The sequence below is a fragment of the Paenibacillus sp. MT124 genome (assembly GCF_058792755.1).
Genome location: NZ_CM179500.1, coordinates 5,617,054 through 5,634,010, shown reverse-complemented (window position 1 = coordinate 5,634,010; position 16,957 = coordinate 5,617,054). Strand labels below are relative to the sequence as shown.

General features: G+C 47.8%; 19 protein-coding genes. 12 read left to right on the top strand and 7 right to left on the bottom strand.

From position 1 onward, the window contains the following. Nucleotides 1-126: 126 nt before the first annotated feature. From AC3RCI_RS25525 to AC3RCI_RS25510, 4 genes are read left to right on the top strand one after another with little or no spacing between them, the layout of a single operon-like run. Nucleotides 127-954 (top strand): hypothetical protein, encoded by an 828-nt coding sequence (locus AC3RCI_RS25525; RefSeq protein ID WP_492526876.1) that lies wholly within the window; start codon nt 127-129, stop codon nt 952-954. A 38-nt stretch (nt 955-992) separates the two neighbouring features. After that, on the top strand, nt 993-1,955 hold the full coding sequence (locus AC3RCI_RS25520) for a hypothetical protein (RefSeq protein WP_246058541.1): 963 nt from the start codon (nt 993-995) through the stop codon (nt 1,953-1,955). After that, nucleotides 1,956-2,693 (top strand): hypothetical protein, encoded by a 738-nt coding sequence (locus AC3RCI_RS25515; protein WP_492526875.1) that lies wholly within the window; start codon nt 1,956-1,958, stop codon nt 2,691-2,693. A gap of 17 nt (nt 2,694-2,710) precedes the next feature. After that, nucleotides 2,711-2,977: a DUF4176 domain-containing protein gene (locus AC3RCI_RS25510; protein ID WP_127539752.1), complete on the top strand. Its 267-nt coding sequence runs from the start codon at nt 2,711-2,713 to the stop codon at nt 2,975-2,977. 88 nt (nt 2,978-3,065) lie between these two features. Here the strand turns inward: AC3RCI_RS25510 and AC3RCI_RS25505 are convergent, their stop codons facing one another. From AC3RCI_RS25505 to AC3RCI_RS25495, 3 genes are all read right to left on the bottom strand, one after another. Further along, nucleotides 3,066-3,341 (bottom strand): WXG100 family type VII secretion target, encoded by a 276-nt coding sequence (locus tag AC3RCI_RS25505; RefSeq protein ID WP_095292300.1) that lies wholly within the window; start codon nt 3,339-3,341, stop codon nt 3,066-3,068. Nucleotides 3,342-3,535: 194 nt separating this feature from the next. Next, nucleotides 3,536-4,642, bottom strand: a complete 1,107-nt coding sequence (locus tag AC3RCI_RS25500; protein ID WP_492472844.1) for a stalk domain-containing protein — start codon at nt 4,640-4,642, stop codon at nt 3,536-3,538. Between the two features lie 487 nt (nt 4,643-5,129). Then, entirely contained in the window at nt 5,130-5,336 is a 207-nt protein-coding gene (locus tag AC3RCI_RS25495) for a hypothetical protein (RefSeq protein WP_492472843.1), read from the bottom strand. A 339-nt stretch (nt 5,337-5,675) separates the two neighbouring features. Between AC3RCI_RS25495 and AC3RCI_RS25490 the strand changes: the two genes are divergently transcribed. From AC3RCI_RS25490 to AC3RCI_RS25470, 5 genes are all read left to right on the top strand, one after another. Further along, entirely contained in the window at nt 5,676-7,310 is a 1,635-nt protein-coding gene (locus AC3RCI_RS25490; protein WP_492530013.1) for a copper amine oxidase N-terminal domain-containing protein, read from the top strand. Between the two features lie 195 nt (nt 7,311-7,505). Then, on the top strand, nt 7,506-7,958 hold the full coding sequence (locus AC3RCI_RS25485; protein WP_336783927.1) for a disulfide oxidoreductase: 453 nt from the start codon (nt 7,506-7,508) through the stop codon (nt 7,956-7,958). Between the two features lie 17 nt (nt 7,959-7,975). Next, nucleotides 7,976-8,437 (top strand): FixH family protein, encoded by a 462-nt coding sequence (locus AC3RCI_RS25480; protein ID WP_492472841.1) that lies wholly within the window; start codon nt 7,976-7,978, stop codon nt 8,435-8,437. A 230-nt stretch (nt 8,438-8,667) separates the two neighbouring features. Then, on the top strand, nt 8,668-10,113 hold the full coding sequence (locus AC3RCI_RS25475) for an alpha/beta hydrolase family protein (protein ID WP_492526873.1): 1,446 nt from the start codon (nt 8,668-8,670) through the stop codon (nt 10,111-10,113). Between the two features lie 18 nt (nt 10,114-10,131). Then, a complete protein-coding gene (locus AC3RCI_RS25470; RefSeq protein ID WP_492526871.1) occupies nt 10,132-10,530 on the top strand; it encodes a MerR family transcriptional regulator in 399 nt (132 codons plus the stop codon). A gap of 49 nt (nt 10,531-10,579) precedes the next feature. Here the strand turns inward: AC3RCI_RS25470 and AC3RCI_RS25465 are convergent, their stop codons facing one another. From AC3RCI_RS25465 to AC3RCI_RS25450, 4 genes are all read right to left on the bottom strand, one after another. Next, nucleotides 10,580-11,257 carry a succinylglutamate desuccinylase/aspartoacylase family protein gene (locus AC3RCI_RS25465; protein ID WP_492526869.1) on the bottom strand — a complete coding sequence of 226 codons (678 nt, stop codon included), beginning with the start codon at nt 11,255-11,257 and terminating at the stop codon, nt 10,580-10,582. 94 nt (nt 11,258-11,351) lie between these two features. Beyond that, nucleotides 11,352-12,320 (bottom strand): ABC transporter ATP-binding protein, encoded by a 969-nt coding sequence (locus AC3RCI_RS25460; protein WP_492530011.1) that lies wholly within the window; start codon nt 12,318-12,320, stop codon nt 11,352-11,354. A 20-nt stretch (nt 12,321-12,340) separates the two neighbouring features. After that, nucleotides 12,341-13,141, bottom strand: a complete 801-nt coding sequence (locus AC3RCI_RS25455; RefSeq protein ID WP_095361720.1) for an ABC transporter permease — start codon at nt 13,139-13,141, stop codon at nt 12,341-12,343. Then, on the bottom strand, nt 13,138-13,914 hold the full coding sequence (locus tag AC3RCI_RS25450; protein WP_492472838.1) for an ABC transporter permease: 777 nt from the start codon (nt 13,912-13,914) through the stop codon (nt 13,138-13,140). The genes AC3RCI_RS25455 and AC3RCI_RS25450 overlap by 4 nt, the downstream gene beginning before the upstream one ends. Nucleotides 13,915-14,219: 305 nt before the next feature. Here AC3RCI_RS25450 and AC3RCI_RS25445 point away from each other — a divergent pair, with 305 nt between their 5' ends. The 3 genes from AC3RCI_RS25445 (at nt 14,220) to AC3RCI_RS25435 (ending at nt 16,875) form a co-directional block, all read left to right on the top strand. Further along, nucleotides 14,220-15,062 carry a DegV family protein gene (locus AC3RCI_RS25445; RefSeq protein WP_154896680.1) on the top strand — a complete coding sequence of 281 codons (843 nt, stop codon included), beginning with the start codon at nt 14,220-14,222 and terminating at the stop codon, nt 15,060-15,062. Between the two features lie 170 nt (nt 15,063-15,232). Continuing rightward, the gene (locus AC3RCI_RS25440) at nt 15,233-15,946 is read left to right on the top strand and encodes a response regulator transcription factor (RefSeq protein ID WP_154896742.1); all 714 of its coding nucleotides are present in this window, start codon (nt 15,233-15,235) and stop codon (nt 15,944-15,946) included. Continuing rightward, on the top strand, nt 15,946-16,875 hold the full coding sequence (locus tag AC3RCI_RS25435) for a sensor histidine kinase (protein ID WP_492530009.1): 930 nt from the start codon (nt 15,946-15,948) through the stop codon (nt 16,873-16,875). The genes AC3RCI_RS25440 and AC3RCI_RS25435 overlap by 1 nt, the downstream gene beginning before the upstream one ends. Nucleotides 16,876-16,957: the final 82 nt, after the last annotated feature.

The window sequence follows — 16,957 nt, the reverse complement described above, 5'->3', positions numbered from 1 at the left end:
ATCAGGTTGAACGTCCCAAGAACAGGAGTGGGGGCGCATTGAGCCTGAATGACGATCCTTTTACAATAAAAAGATAGGCTCTTCCATTGGAGTTTGATGCATAAATCATGGAAAAGAGGAATGACTGTGCCTACATATACTTCGTTTACCTGTTCTGGCCGGGAGGCGCTGTTTCTGTTTCAGATCATGAATATCCCGGAAGCTGAAGTGCTCTTCGCCCATCTGAACGATGCTGCATTACAGGGTGAGCAGGCCAGACGTACATTTGAAAAAATAAAAACGGATCTGATCAAGGATGGCGTTATTGAATCTGAAGATAATGACATTACCATACATCCGCAAGTCCATCAGCTGCTCCAGAGCTGCAAGCTCAGCAGCGCAGTGATGAAACTTCATCTGAAGACATCAAGCTCAGAACAGCGTGAATCATCTCTGACCTATGGCTTCATTTCCGGAACAACCATCGTTGAATGGCTCTGGAATCCTGAACGGGATCAGGTGACCCTGACTTCATTCGAAAGCTTGCAGGACATGCTTCGTATTATGGGCAATCGGATTGAATTGCCTGACTCTGCCGAGGAATCCATCCATACCCCTATTCAGAAGCACACACTGCAGCAGTTGCTGACGCTGGATAATGAATCAGGCATCGAAAGGGTAGCCAACGCCTTGCGCCATGACCTGCATGTACATTCGGCTGCAATTCACGAACTGACCCAAGCGTTTGTTAACATCCAGAAACAAGGGCAGTTTGAGGTATCCACCCGCGGGATGCAGAACAAGCCACAGACCATTTATTTTATCGGCAGTCGTGCAGGCAATTGGCTGTTCATCGAAGACATGGAAAGTGAAAGAAAAGACATGTTTACAGCATTCAAGATAACAGAAGAAGAGCTGATCCAGAGCCTTTTTTTGCTAACGACACGTTCGTTATCCATTTTGCCTGCAGTTTAATCCCATAGAACGTAGGTAAGCTAAAGGGGGAGATCCAGTTGACCAAGATTATTATGAAATCCGAGTACCTGAACTCGCTGGCACAGCAGATTGAACAGGTCACTGCACAGCTGCAGCAGGTAGATGGTGTTCTCCAGCGCTCCATCCAGGGAGCGGCCTGGCAGTCAGGGAATCGGCAGACCATAATCGGTCTGTACCAGTCGCACCAGCAGCGTTTTCAGACTGCCGGACAGAGCATGCAGCAGCTGGCTGCATATGTGAAAACGACTCGTGAGCGAATGGAACAGGAAGATCAATCCGGGGGTACATTTGGGCTAACGGGCATTAATTTACTCGCACCATTCGATGGTCCTGGCAGCACGGTGGGTACACTGACGGCGGCAGCGGCTGTTGCCAAACTGGGGTATCGGGTTAGAAATGGCTATATGGTGAAGCAGCAGCTCGATCGGAATACCCCGCGAATTTTGGTGCGTGAAAGCTATGATTCCGTCAAAAATAATCCAGTAGTCAATGGCAGACCCCGGGACTATAAAATTCATTATGTTCGTGACATTGAAGCCAAAATAGCCAACGGAACAGCTACGCCTCAGATTAAGGAAATCGCCTCAATGATTAAACCGGGTTATGCGGTCAGGTCAGCATTAACGGATAAACTGGGCTGGGCCAGTGTCGGCATTGATGTGTTTACAGATACACAGGAGAACATCAGCCAGAACGCATCCACAGACAAAATTGCCGGGGATATCATCGGAAACGTTGTTGTTGGTGGGGCAACGACAGTAGGAGCAACTCTGCTAACCGCTGCGATTCTGCCTGCGGCGGCACCCGTACTGGCCGTTGGTGCGGTTGGTTTGGGCGTATCCGTAGGTCTGACGTATCTCGCAGAAGGGGTAACCATGAACATGGATCTGGATGGCGACGGGCAGGATGATTCCGTGAAAGACGTGGTGAAACACGGAGCGAAGAAGGCCTGGTCTACCGTATCAGGATGGTTCAAATAGATGGCACGTCAGAAACGTTCAACATCATCGACGAACCATTCTGCTGTTAAAAGGGTAGAAGGAACCTCATACCACCCGGACGCGTTTGAGAATTATCTTGCGGTATATGCAGCGGATGGGATTCGTTTCAGTGCAGGTACGCTGGTGCTCTTTTTTCTGAATGTATTCCTGCTGATCCCGGTTTTTAGTATTCCGTTCCAGTCCTTATATGCTTATATTCTGCTGCCTCCTCTGGCAGTCATGAATGTGTGGGCAGTAGCCCTGATTGTGGCCCCGCGAAGACTGCAGCTGAATTATGTTTTGTTCCGCGGCATATTTGGAATCGTCTGTTCCCTGGGATTCATGATCATCGTGCAAAAGTTTGCTTATGGCATGCTTGGACTGACAACCCCTTGGTATGCGATCGGGTCGTTTGCAGTGTACGGCTTCGCCTTATATCAGTATGCCAGGTTCCATCTGCGTAAGCTGCAGCAGTCTCCACATCGCCCAAAAGCGGGTGCAGGCTCACGTATGCCTGTCGCGACGCTGACCATGCTGACTGGAGCCGGTTATCTGGTGGCCAATCTATCATTAGCCTTTGTCACGCAGCAGACGGTTGCGGTGGTCCTGATGTGTGTCTATATTATGCTGGCTTTTGTTGTATTTCACTTTATCATGGATGTGCATCGGTATTACTGGCTGCGCCGGGTACTGCATGCCCCGAAGGAAACCACCGCCCATAAAGCGCAGAATAGTTGAAGGAGGTTACATACCATATGGAAAAGGAAACAGAGACTTTACTGCCCAACGGCTCCGTAATCCGGCTGAAGGAAGGCACCAAAAAGCTCGTCATTTATGGACGCAAGCAGATGTTAATGACAGAACCGCCTCGTCAGTTCGATTACATTGGATGTTTGTACCCGGAAGGATATATTAATCCGGATTATACGTATGTATTCAATCATGAAGATATTGAAGAGATCATTTTTAGAGGGTATGTGGATGAGGAAGAAGAAGCATTTGCAGGGAATTTGAATGAATAAAAGATGGGCTTGATTTGAAAAAAATAAATATGAACTTTGCAGAAATGTGCAAAGTTAAAATACGACCTTAACGAATAACGGATCAGTCCTAGCGTGACTGATCCGTTTCACGGAAGCGGGTTGCCGTCTGCTGCAGGCTGGTGCTGGTCTCCTGCAAACCAAGCAGATAATTGCTGATCGATGTCATACTGTCGTTGATCCGCTGCATGAATTCACGCTGCCGTTCACCTTCCCACTGGCCTTCGGCTTGATCTACCATCGTTCTCAGCTGTGCCAGAATATCATTGCCATTCTGGGAAGCCTTGCTGAATTCACCTGCCAGCTGCTGCAGCTCCTCGGGCGAAAGATCTATTCGCTGGTTCATGTTTTCCCTCCTTGTCTGTTCAGGCCTCTGTTAATTGTGCATATACCATTCATTATAACCTCATCTTTAGCGAATTGAAGCTGGACGAAAGCCATATTTTCATAACAGTCATATGTCTGGAATAGGACAAAACACACATCCAATCTGCCCCGTTAGAAGGGGACAGCATGATGTGTGTTTTGGTATGATTCGTTTTATTTCAGTTTTTGCACGGACACGGCCATTTGTTCCAGCTGCATGTGTGTCAGTGCGTTATTTGGTGAGCTGAGCGTAACATAGCGATCATCCAGTTGGAATGTCAGCATATCCGTTTTGTCCGGTGTATACCACTTGGCATTTACACCGTTAGACAGTTTGACTTCCTTGCCATCATAGCTGAACGAGTAGTCTTTTGGGGATACTGTCACATTCATATTTTTGAATACAAAGTTTACGCCATCACCGCCGGCACCCACACTTTTGAATGCATCTCCGGCAATCATATGCTGAGGCGCGTAAGCCGTCTCAAAGCCATCGAATGTCGCAAATGCTTTACGAATGGTAGCTGCTTGTTCCTTGGTGTAATTTACATTGGCAAACCCGGTAATGCCTTGATCGTTGTTATTTACCTTTTGGACAGATACGGCCACCTGAGCCAGCTGTGCCTGAGTCAACTTATGGTCAGGTGAGCTGAGCGTAACATAGCGATCATCCAATGGGAATGTCAGCATGCCCGTTTGATCGGGAGTGTACCATTTGGCAGTAACGCCATTGGACAATTTCACATCTTTGCTGTTATAGCCATCCGAGTAATCACGTGGAGATACACTTACTTTCATATGGGTGAAGATAAAGCTTACACCATCGCCCCCGGCGCCTACACTTTTAAATGTATCACCTTGGATACTTTGCTGAGGTGCATAGGCTGTTTCAAAACCATCGAACTGTGCAAATGCTTTTTGAATTGCTTCTTTTTGCGCCGCACTATAGGTTACATTGGATAGGGCAGAAGGATTGCTCGTTGCTTCGCCGATGGTAACCTGACCTTTTTTGCCGTCGTACGATACAGGAACATGCAGTGCATCCGCAATGGCACGTACAGGCAGGTAAGTTGAATTGTTGTAAGTGATCGGTGCAAGTTTATTCCCATTGCCATCCGTTGGTGTATATGCTGCTCCATCTACATTGAAGCTGATGCCGTGATTAAGATAAGCGGATATTTTCTCCAGTTGAGTACCGGCGAATACACCAGCTGCTCCTGTTAATGTCATGCCAAGTACCATCACCGTTGCAGCGGATTTCTTCAGGTTTTTTTTCATCATATATATCTCTCCTTTAGGCTCAGTGTATAAGTTGATCTGATCGAATTTACACTTTACCACTTCGATTGCAGTACCATCTTTTGCACTCTACGTTTACCGTGTAAAATGTCAGGATCAACTTATGATTGTCATTTGTAGGGCTCGCCGTCCCTTATGGCTCTATATTAAACCCGGAAGTTATCCATAATAATTCTGAATTATCTCCAACTTGTAAACATTGCAAATGTATTTATGTGAATAGAGATAGGAAAGGAGAGAGGGAAGCTTGACCGACATTCATTGTGCTTCGGATTTGGAGTTGGGTATGTGTATGAGGTGTTTTGAACAGGAAGAGTCTGTATCAACAGATCCATATATGGATGCTGCGAGGGTGTTTGGCGGTGATCAGGGAGAGGGGAATGGATTCCCCAACCATCTTATATGTAGAACGAACGATTGAGATGTTGAACAGATATAAAGTCATACTTAATTGAACCAGGGAGTTCGTTTATTTTACAAGGTAAAGGATCAGCCCGCCCATGCCAAGCACGATGGCACCAACGTATACATAGGTTAACCGGCTCAAATTCTGCTTGGTTCGGCGGTCGTATTCGGGGTTGCTGGTCTGATTGGCTTTGGAATTTCCGATGATCAGGGTTGCAATGCCGCCGAACAAGGCAATACCAATAATTAAAAGATAAGGCAGCCAACTCATGAGTGAACCTCCTTCAAAAGGCGTATAATTCATCTCCTTTATTGTACCCCAGGATAACCTGGGATGTAAGGTTTTATTTGTGAGATTAAGGGAAATAAAGCAGATGACTTACCGTGTATATAACTCAATTTCAACAATAGATCACAAAAAATTAAAATGATTATGATTATGAAAAAAACCAATTGTGATGCGGATTCGCGGCTCTCCCAAACGGAGGCCGTGAATTTTTTTTGCCTATGGGGTGATCCAGATTGGAGATCCCTGCGTTACACCCTTTGAAAACGACGACGAGGAAACAAAGCATACAAAATTAGATTGAGGAGTGAATACGTAATGAAAATGAAAATGAAGAAGTTTATCGCACCCATGCTAAGCTTGACGCTCTTGATGCCGGGAATCGCAGGGGCTGCTTCCGCACCACAGATGCCAATGACTACGATGAAGGCATCCGTGAACACACCTGCTGCTGACCTTAGAGCCAACTTGGATCACCTACTTTCGGAACATTTTGCACTGGCGGTAACAGCAATGGCTAAAGCATATGACGGAGCAAAAGATGCAGACGCAGCTTACAAAGCACTCGACCAAAATGCCCTGGATATGCAGCCGGCCATCGCCTCCCTGTACGGTGATGCAGGTGCGAAGGAATTCGAACGCATCTTCCGTGCTCATAATAAATACACCGACGACTTGGTGAAAGCAACCAAAATGGGCAACCAGGCTGGCATCAAACAAGCACAGGATAACATCAATGGATTTGTCGATGAGTTCTCCACATTCCTGAACACCGCAACGGAAGGCAAATTGCCAAAAGCGGTAGCCAAAGAAGCACTGAAGGTACATGAGGATCTCGTGCAAAAGGTATTCGATGAATATGTAGCCGGAGATTACAGCGATGCATACAAGGCGTACCGTGAAGGTTTCAAGGAGATGTTCGACGTGAGTAAGGCGCTCTCCACGGCAATCACGACACAAATGCCTGAAAAGTTCGAGAACACCAAAGCCGATACCAAAGCAGCAGATCTAAGATCCGCTCTGAATCACTTGGCCTCCGAGCACTTTGCTCTGTCTGCCCTGCAAATGCAAGAGGAATACGATGGACACACAGCAGCCTCGAATGCTCTGGTTACAGCTGAAGCCGGGAACACAGCTGATTTCAAAGCAGCCATTGCTTCCATCTACGGTAATGACGGGGCCGACGCTTTCGAGAAAATTTGGGTAACCAATCATGTTAATGCACAGAGTGACTATGTAAAAGCGGTTAAAAACAATGACGCAGCAGCTCGTGCAGCGGTAGAGAAGCGTATTGATGGTTTCACCACAGAATTCGCTGCATTCCTGGATTCGGCAACAGCAGGCAATCTGCCTAAGGCAGCCGGACAAGAAGCACTGACTACACACGAAGAGCAAGTACAGAAAGTTCTCGACCAATATGCAGCCGGCAATTATGATGCTTCGTATACAACGAATCGTGAAGGTTTCAAAGTGATGTTTGGTGTAGGTCAAGCCTTGGGTAATGCGATCGTGACTCAGAACAATGACAAGTTTCAGGAGCCGATGACACCTGCCCCAACACCAACGCCTGCTCCGAACATGACCACTGTTTGGATGAAGCTGAACAGCAAAATGCTGAAAATTAACGATAAAACGACCAACATGGACACTAAACCCGTGCTCTGGAAAAACACGACGTACATTCCACTTCGCTTCCTGAGTGAAGGAATTGGTGCAACGGTGAAATGGGATAAAAAAGCCCAGGAAGTTACGGTTATGGCTGGTGATGATACCCTCGTATTTTGGGTGAATAACAAAGTCATGGAAGTGAATGGTATGAAGAAGAACGTAGGCTCCACAGTGTTTGTTAACAAAGACGGACGTACCCAAGTACCACTGCGTTTCATTGCTGAGCTGTTGAACTGGGACGTAAAATGGGCTCAAAAGGACGGTTCCATCACATTGACCAAATCCATGTAATCGTAGGAAGTCGACCAACGAATAACTAGAAAGAAGCAGGAGAGCTGCCCGCAAGGCAGCTCTTTTGCGTTTCACCAATTTATTCAAATATTTGGTATAATGATCATCATGTAACACCCTACATAACGGCTTGAATAGCCCTTGCGTCATGAATGAGGTATTATGATATTTCAAAATGCAGAGGAGGCCAGATGAATGAGTGCATCATCAAAACCTGAGCGACCGGCGAGACACGTGGATACCCGGCTGTTTATTGCTTGGGCCGTATCCGTCATCGCGACGGGAGGAAGTTTATATTTCAGCGAGATTAAGGGATATATCCCTTGTGATCTATGCTGGTTCCAGCGAATTTTTATGTATCCACTGACCATAGTGCTTGGGATCGCCTACTTCAAGGATGATGTAGGGATCACCAAATATGTGCTTCCGCTTAGTTTCATTGGCGGTGGAATCTCGTTATACCACGTTACGATTCAGCGAATCTATTCGGCTACTGGCAATTCCGTCGCTTGTGGGCAAATTCCTTGCTATACCGACTATTTGAACTGGTTTGGTTTCATCACGATTCCATTGCTTGCCCTGATTGCGTTTATCATCATTATTGTAATGTTGTGGGGAATTGGCAAAACACCAAAAGCTTCTTCATAAGAAAGGACAGATGATGGATGATTGGACAAGTCCGTTGGTTCATGCCGTTAATGATCATTCTGCTCCTTACGACTGTGGGCTGCTCCAACGATGAGCAATCCCAGAGTACGGATACGCTGGAGATGATTAAGGTGCAGCTCATTGTGCCGGATAAGGTATCCATCCAGGATGATGTTGCCCTGCAGATTAAACTGACGCAGGGAGGTCAGCCCGTGGATGATGCAGACCATGTGCAATTTCAGGTATGGAATGAAAAAGATGAACCAGCAGCACCTGCTGTAGATCAAGGAATGATGAATCCTGAGGATCTTGAAGCTCAGGGAGCGATTACTGCCCAATCCACAGGGGATGGAATTTACGAGGCCAACTATGCGTTCGAGGAAACGGGCGTATATGTCGTACAGGTCCATGTAACCGCTGGGGCCATGCATGCGATGCCGAGAACCAAGGTAACTGTAGAGAGCACTTCGGGAAATTAAAAAAAGGAATGCTCAGTTGAAACTTTAAAACCCGTCAGACGGAGGTACAAGCCAATCAGGGCCGCTGTACCACGTATGACGGGTTTTCTAATGGATGACTGTTATTAGTTCCTGATTTGGAAGAGATCATATTAGCCCCTTTATGATATGATCAAAAAGTTTAACCTTGACCTTGAAGTATGCTTCAAGGTTTATCCTTGTTGTATTACAGAGATGTTGGAGGTTGAACGATGAGAACATTGGAATGGATTTTAGTACTTGTAACCGTTGTGGTCGCCATATTGATGCTGGTTCGTCCGAGGCGGGGGATGAGGATGGCTATGATATCTGCTTTGGTTTTGTTTACTGCGCTGCACGGTATAATAGACCAATTTCGAGTGCAAATGCTGCCTACATATCTTCTGGTCCTGGTTCTTTTGGTTAGGATCGTTGTTCGACAAAAGAATCACAGATCATGGATCAAAGCCACGGTGGCTTCTATCATGGTATGGGTACTTAGTGCAGGTTCAGTGGCACTAACCTGGTTACTTCCGGCTTTTACAATGCCTGAGCCGACGGGGCTTTATGCCATAGGAACATTTCAACAGCATCTCGTGGATGAATCCCGCGAAGAGACGAAATCGCCTGAGCCAGGAGACAAGCGAGAACTTATGATTAATGTCTGGTATCCAGTGGATCACGAAGCTGCCAAGGGACTTCCGCTGGAGCATTATCCCGCAGAGCTGGGTGAAGCCATCGGCCTCGTGTTCGGTATTCCACCTCAGGTGTTTAGCTATCTGGACACGATTCCCACACATGTGGTCACTGGTGCAAAGGTATCGGCTGCAGAGAGCAATTATCCTGTGCTGCTGTTCTCGCCAGGGGTTCGTTCTGCCCGTTTCCAAAGTATGACCGCTATTGAAGAACTGGTTAGCCATGGGTACATTGTTGTGGGGATAGACCATCCGTACACATCAGCACAAGTTACGTTTCCGGACAGTCATGTCGTGGCGTATGAAGCTAATCCCGAATTCGATACGTCAGAAGAATTGTACCAGTATAATGTCCAAGGAGTAGGCATTCGTGCTGCAGACGCCAGCTTTGTGCTGGATACACTTACATTATGGAATAGTCATGATCCGAACGGGCTGCTCGAAGGCAAGCTGAATCTGGATCGTGTAGGCATTTTTGGTCACTCTTACGGCGGGGCAACCACAGCGGAGACTCTGGCTCAGGATGATCGGTTTAATGCAGGACTTAGTCTGGAAGGCGGTTTCTGGGGTGAAGTGTCCAAGGTATCTCTGAAACAGCCGTTTATGTATATCATGTCAGGTGAGACAGCCAAAAGTTTAGAACCGGACGCCACCGAAAAAGACAACGTGTTTTATCCTGAATTTGAACCGGATTTGAATCATGTCATGACACATAGCTTGAACGATACGTATTACCTGACAGTAGATGGCTTTTTCCACCAGAGCTTCACAGATATTTCGTTGATCTCGCCCGAAATGTTTGCCAGAGGGATGACGCCAGAGCATAATGTGGATATCACGAGATCATACACGCTGGCATTCTTTGACCGTTATCTTAAGGGGGAGAAGCAGACCCTGTTGGAAGGACGATCAGACCGATTCCCAGAGGCAGCATACGATACCAAGTATACAAACATAGACAATGACCAGGGAAAACAACGTTAAGAAAAAGGTGGGACAGGCATGGATACCATGACGAGAGGTGAATTGGCAAAACGGACAGGAATAAGCATGGCAGCCATCCGTTACTATGAGAACATGGGCATACTGCCTGCTCCCCGCCGGGCATCTAACGGATATCGAATATATACTGAGGATTATTTGGTTAAAATCAAATTCATTCAAGACACACAAGCGCTTGGATATTCGCTGAAAGAGATAAAGGAAAACTTGCAGCTGCTTAGCCAGGAGGATATGGAAAGTGAGCAGCTGAAGACGCTGGTACGTACACGAATCACAGATATCGAGAGTCACATCGAGAATCTGCAGCGTATGCAGACGTTCCTTGAAGCCCTGCTCATGACACCGGAAAAGGATATCCATAACTACATTCAATCCTTCCGTAACAATAAGGAAGAATAAGTGAGTAACCTCCCTTCCACATCACGATGGAATTGGGAGGTTACTCTTTTCATATGAAGCCTGCTTCCCGCAAAAAGTGGTGTACAATTCTCGTCTGGTACTTGATCCGTACGGATCGCTTCAGGCTCCAGCAGGTTTCAACGGTGACGGAACGGGCCTGCAGCAATCTGGCGGCAGCTGTCCGGGCAGATCCGGGAAGCTCATGCTGCTTCAGGTTGAAATGCCGATCATGAATGGCGATGGAACGATTCATGTGTTCAATAATTCTTCTGCATGCCGGAACGGCACGGCTTCCGGGATTGGTGATCAGGGTTTGCCCCAATACACGGGAGCTAAGCTGGGACAATCCGTTGGCTTCGTGCAGGTCAATCCACCAGTCTGGCCCATATTCACGAGCCAGACGAAAGACGGCAGAAGCAAGTGGATGCTTCGCTTTGGCAGATAAGCGGCGGGGAAATGTTCTGTTCAGATCGGGATTGCCCCTGATTTTTTTGTCATAAGCCTTCTGGTTCACTCTTGGAATAATAATGAGAAGACCGCGCTGAATGGATAGTCGTCCTGCTGCGCAATCGTCGGCAAGTTTTTGCGCAGCAGCCATGCTTGCGGTTTCATTTCCATGAATGCCGGAAGTGACAATCATCACGGGGCCAGACGCTGCACCACGCACCATGTAGTAGGGAGTAGAATATGTGCTGGACGCTGCTAGTACATGTTTAGTGACAAGCATGAACCTCACCTCCGTTACTACAGTACGTCATGTCCTTCTTGCATGTAACGGCATCCGAACAGGCCCTCATCCAGATCTGTCCAAATTGGGCCAATCAGTATACCTGGTGGATAATATCTTCGAAATCCGGTTCCTGCATCTCCACATCGATAATTTCGCCCCATTGCTCCAGAAGCTTCAAAATATCCATAGTACTCCAATCTTTCCGGTTCACTTGTACCGTAACGACCAGTCCGTCCACACCTGTAATTTGTATGGCCGGAGGTATGGCGTCTGGGATATGAAACTCCCCTCTGTATGTTACCCGGATAATTGTGGGCAGACCAATCGTGTCCCGCAGAGAGGAGATCGTACCGTCATATGTGAGCCGGCCGTGATTGATAACCATCACCCGGCTGCATAACTGCTCGATATCATCCATATCATGCGTCGTCAGCAAAATGGTTTTGCCAAACTCTTCATTTAAAGTCCGCAGAAATTGGCGTATGTTCCGTTTGGCGTTCACATCCAGCCCAATGGTAGGTTCATCAAGAAAAAGCAGTTCCGGATCATGCAGCATGGAAGCTGCCAGATCTGCACGCATCCGTTGTCCAAGTGAGAGTTTACGGACTGGCGTGGCCCAGAAGGATTCAAGGTCCAGCAGTTCAGCGAACTGGGACAACCGTTTCCTTTTGAGTTCAGCAGGTACACCGTACATTTCAGCCAGAATATCATACGAATCCTTCACGGGCAGATCCCACCAGAGCTGGCTGCGTTGACCAAACACTACCCCCAGTCGCCTTACCGTTTGCAGCCTTTCCTGATGCGGGTTCATGCCGGCTAACCTTACCTCCCCGGAAGTCAGGTGGAGGATGCCAGTCAACATTTTGATGGTGGTCGACTTGCCGGCACCATTCGGCCCGATGTATCCAACGAACTCGCCTTGTGGAATATCAAAACTGATGTCACGTACGGCCTCTTTGGACACGTATTCGCGTGAAAATAGCGTCCGAAGTCCGGAGAACCGGCCTTCCCGAACGACAGGCGTTTTGAATTCCTTTTGCAGCTGCCTCGCTGTGATCATGTTCATGGTAAGATTCCTCCTTAGCTTCCCGTGCTTTGATATTTGGTAATACCGTATTTCCAGAAGCGCAGACTGGCAGCCAGACACAAAGCAGCTACAGCCGCAATCGCTGCAAGCACCCACGCTCCGCCTTGACCCCGCAGTAGATACAGGGAGGGAATGTAGTTGACGAATCCAACCGGAATGACCGTCAGCAGAATGCCGGACATCCACTTGGGATATAACGTTAGCGGATATTGGGCAGCCGTACGGGCTGCATCTTCGGTGATTGTCTGCAGTTCCTCGATGCGTGTGGTCCAGAATCCCAGCGTCGCTGTAGCCAGTCCAATGGAGAAGAGGATGATGGCTCCGGTCAGAATAATCAGCAGAGAGAGGGGAATGACCGTCCAGCCGATCTGCCCGCTGTGCATCATGCCTGCCAGAGACCAGCATAGAATAAATCCTCCCTGAAGCACTTCGCCGACCATGATGCGGAAATTTTGCGGCAGCAGGGCCAGTAATACGGGCATAGGCCTCGTTAACAGTTGATCCAGTTCGCCGCCGACTAAATATTTCTCCAGATGATGAACCTCATTGCCGAAGGTACGGTAAAGTGTTTTGGATAACGTCATGATTGCGAACAGATAACCGATCTCATGCAGAGACCAGCCCTTAATCGCACCAAACTGATGCAGCACCAGCGCAACCATGAGAAATTCGGAGATCTGAATCAGTGCGGCCAGAACGGATGCCAATATAAAATTGAACTTGTACTGCATCCGGCTGCGGATGCTCGTTCGAATCAGTATTTTATATAGTTGGTACCAGGAAGTTCGCTTCATCCGCCCTGCACCTCCACTTTGCGGCGCATCACACGGGTGATGACCAGACAGATGAGAGTCATGAGCACACACCAAAGCAAGGTTCCCCAGAGCAAGGAGCCATCTTCAAAACCGAGATAGGTTCGGGTAGGAACATAGAGCAGAAAGGGATAGGGTGATAACCAGGCCAGACGTTCGAGCCAGTCAGGCAGCCATTCGAGCGGAATGAAGAAACCAGCCAGTAGATTCATCATGGCATGATTGCCCCAGTGTAGCCAGGATGATTCGGTTGTCCAAATGGCAGTAACCCCAATGATGTAATTCATGCAGATGGATAAGTAGGATGCGCCGGCAAGACCAAGCGCTGCAAATAACAGGGTTGAGACCTCCGTAGGCCATTGCAGGGAAAAAACGATAGAGAATAGCAGGTAGATTGGAATGCTCTTGTACACGAACTGGTAGGCAATCTGTCCCCATTCGCGTGCCATAAGGTGAGTAAACAGATGCACCGGTCTCATCAGATCCAGCGCGATCTGCCCTGTCCTGACTGTAAGAGGAATTCCGAGTCCATTGGTGAGAAAACCCGAGATCCAGAGAGAGGATTGTGTAAACGCAATGTAACTGACCATCCCCTGTGTCCCGTATTCCCCGAGAGCGTGATCGGCCCCGATGCCGATCCAGAGGCAGGCATACATGTAACCGAACATCGCGCTTGCCAGGTTATGTACCATGTGTGCTCCGCGGTATTGCAGATTCCGGGCGTAGGCTTTGGAAGCCAGCGTGAGATAAAGCATATGACACCTCCGATAAGTGGATTGAACGGCGGTCCCGTTCACTTCAGTCAAGGCGAAAAAGAGAGAAGGACAACAGCATACCAATTTATTCCTTCACAGGCAAGACATTTTTTTGGGATATCCCGGAAGAAACAGGGCTGTTCAATAATGCGCCACAAGACATCGGTTCGCCAGGTCCTTTATAATTAAGGAGTAATGACGTAAACGTTTACAATTGGTGTTATTCAAATTTAAAATAATCCGCCGGGCATGTGCCTGACGATGGAGGATACAGCTTCAACAATCCGGCAAGAGAGAAGGTTGGAATGAAAAAAATTGCATGGGTTACCGACAGTACCAGCACACTCGATCCGCTGTTTGCAGAGCAAAATCACGTATACATTGTACCGCTGCGCGTTGTATTTGGAGAGGAATGCTATCGGGAGACCGAGGACATTTCGTCCGAACAGTTCTATGAGAAGCTTGCAGAGGCTGCAAGGGCAAGCAGCTCTCAGCCGCCTATAGGTGAGTTTATCGAACTATATGAATCGCTAAAAGGTCAGTATGATGAGATTATTACCATTCACTGCTCAACTGCACTTAGCGGAACGCTGCATACTTCAATGCAGGCGGCAGAGATTGCTGGAGTATCGATAACGGCAATTGATTCCAGAGCGGGAGCCTACCCGCTGCGGGAGATGATTTTGCAAGGCGTGGAAATGCAGAAACAGGGGTGTTCCGTATTTGAAATCAAGCTTCACATTGAACAGATGATGGACAACATGTCCTTTTACCTCATTCCGGCCAGTCTTCAGCATCTTCACCGCAGTGGGCGCGTTTCAGGCACACAGCTAGTACTCAGCCAATTGTTGAAAATTCACCTGCTCTTGCGATTTGAAGAGGGCAAGGTCGTCGTTAACGAGAAGATTCGTACCTTCAAACGAGCCAAACAGCGCATGTTAGAGGTGCTTAAGGTAGACATGGAGAAAGTAAAACATGTGTGTATCATGCATGCCGATAATCAGGAAGAAGCCATCACGATCAAGCAGCAAATTGCCGATCTGCTGCCCCGATTGAAAACGGAAATCATGCCTTTTATCCCTGTGGTAGGTATTCATGCAGGTGCAGGTACGATTGGTCTGTGCTGGATACGCAGCGAGACGACATAGATGGAACAATGATCGATATGGCAGGGGAGCCACCTGGAATACAGATGGCTTCCCTGCCTTTTTTGTTTTTTGAGATGAGATTAGAAAGAGTGCTATTCCACGCATTGCCAATTCAGGTGAACTGTGAGGTAATAAAAGAAAACAAAGAAGTTGGGGGAAATCACGTGTCGATTCACCGTTTGCTGCTTGTGGAAGACGATCGTTCAATTAGCGAGATGGTTGGACCATATCTGGAGAAAGAGGGCTACAGCGTCACGTACGCATATGACGGATTAGAGGCAGAGCACAAGTTTCAACAAGCGGAGCCTGCGTTTGATCTGGTCATTCTGGATCTCATGCTGCCCCAGCGAAGCGGCATGGACGTACTGCAGACCATCAGAGCTGCCAGTCTTGTCCCCGTATTAATATTATCTGCGAAGGATGGGGAGGTAGACAAGGCACTGGGGCTTGGTTTCGGTGCAGACGACTATTTGAGCAAGCCGTTCTCCCTCATCGAATTGACCGCGCGAATCAAGGCGGCAATTCGCCGCGCCAACTATACGGTACCGGCGGTTACCTCGACACCAGCCAAGGATCAACGGATTGAAATTGGAGGGCTGGTGGTGGATGTGGAAACCTATGAAGTGGAGCGGGAAGGCGTCCCTGTAAGACTGACATCCAAGGAATTTGGCATTCTTAAGCTGTTTGTTACGCATCCTGGCAGAGTGTTTACGAAGGCACAGATTTACGCCTCTGTCTGGAACGATTCGTACTATGGGGACGAAAATATCATTAACGTACATATGCGGAGGCTGCGCGAAAAGATCGAGACAGATCCATCGAATCCGCAGTATATCAAAACGTTGTGGGGGATCGGTTATAAGCTGGAGGTGGAGCCCAAGTGATCATCCTATTGGCCACCTTAACCGTTGCTCTCCTCATGGTTGTCATTTTACTCGCTGTGAAGCTGAATAAGCGCAGCCGGCAATTGGCGTATATTCATCAGAAGCTCGGAGGCATTCTGGAAGAGGGGACATATGAGCGTTTGCTGGTCTTTAGCAGTGATGCACAGATTCGACTTCTGCTGGGGGATATCAACGAATTGCTGGATTACGCACACCGAACCGGTGCCCGTTATGCCAATCAGGAGAAGGAGATCCGCAATATGCTCTCCAACATCTCCCACGACTTGAAAACTCCTCTCACGGTAGTGATGGGTTATAGCGAAACGCTGCTCCATAGCTCTTCATTAACCGATCAGGAACGGGAAGGTATGATCAGCAAGATTCAGGATAAAGCGCAGGAGGTGCTGCGTCTGATCCATTCCTTCTTTGATCTGGCGAAACTGGAGTCAGGGGATACCGAGCTTGCTTTGACTCGAATAAATCTTAGTGAATTATGCAGGGTGAAGATGCTCTCCTTTTATGAAATGTTAACGAATCAGGGTCTGCAGGTGGAGCTGTCCATTCCTGAGAGTGATCTCTTCGTGACAGGCAATGAGGATGCACTCGACCGGGTGCTGGATAATCTGATTACTAATGCAATGCGATATGGGGCGGACGGTAAGATATTGGGCCTGCTGCTTGAACCAACGAATCATGGAGAGGTCATGCTTCAGATTTGGGACAAGGGTAAAGGCATTCCGGAAAAAGAACAAGACCGTGTTTTTGAACGCATGTACACCCTGGAGGATTCCCGTAACCGTCTCTACCATGGAAGCGGGCTTGGCCTCACCATCACGAAGCGACTTATCGAACGGATGGGAGGACGCATTGAGCTGCGCAGTGTACCCTATGAGCGGACTTCATTTAAAATCTCTCTTAAATCTCGTTAGTTGCCTTTTGTGTGGATGGAGGAACTTAAGTTTTTTGTAAGATTTGATTAATAAAAAAGCAGACTTTTCTCTTTACAATACA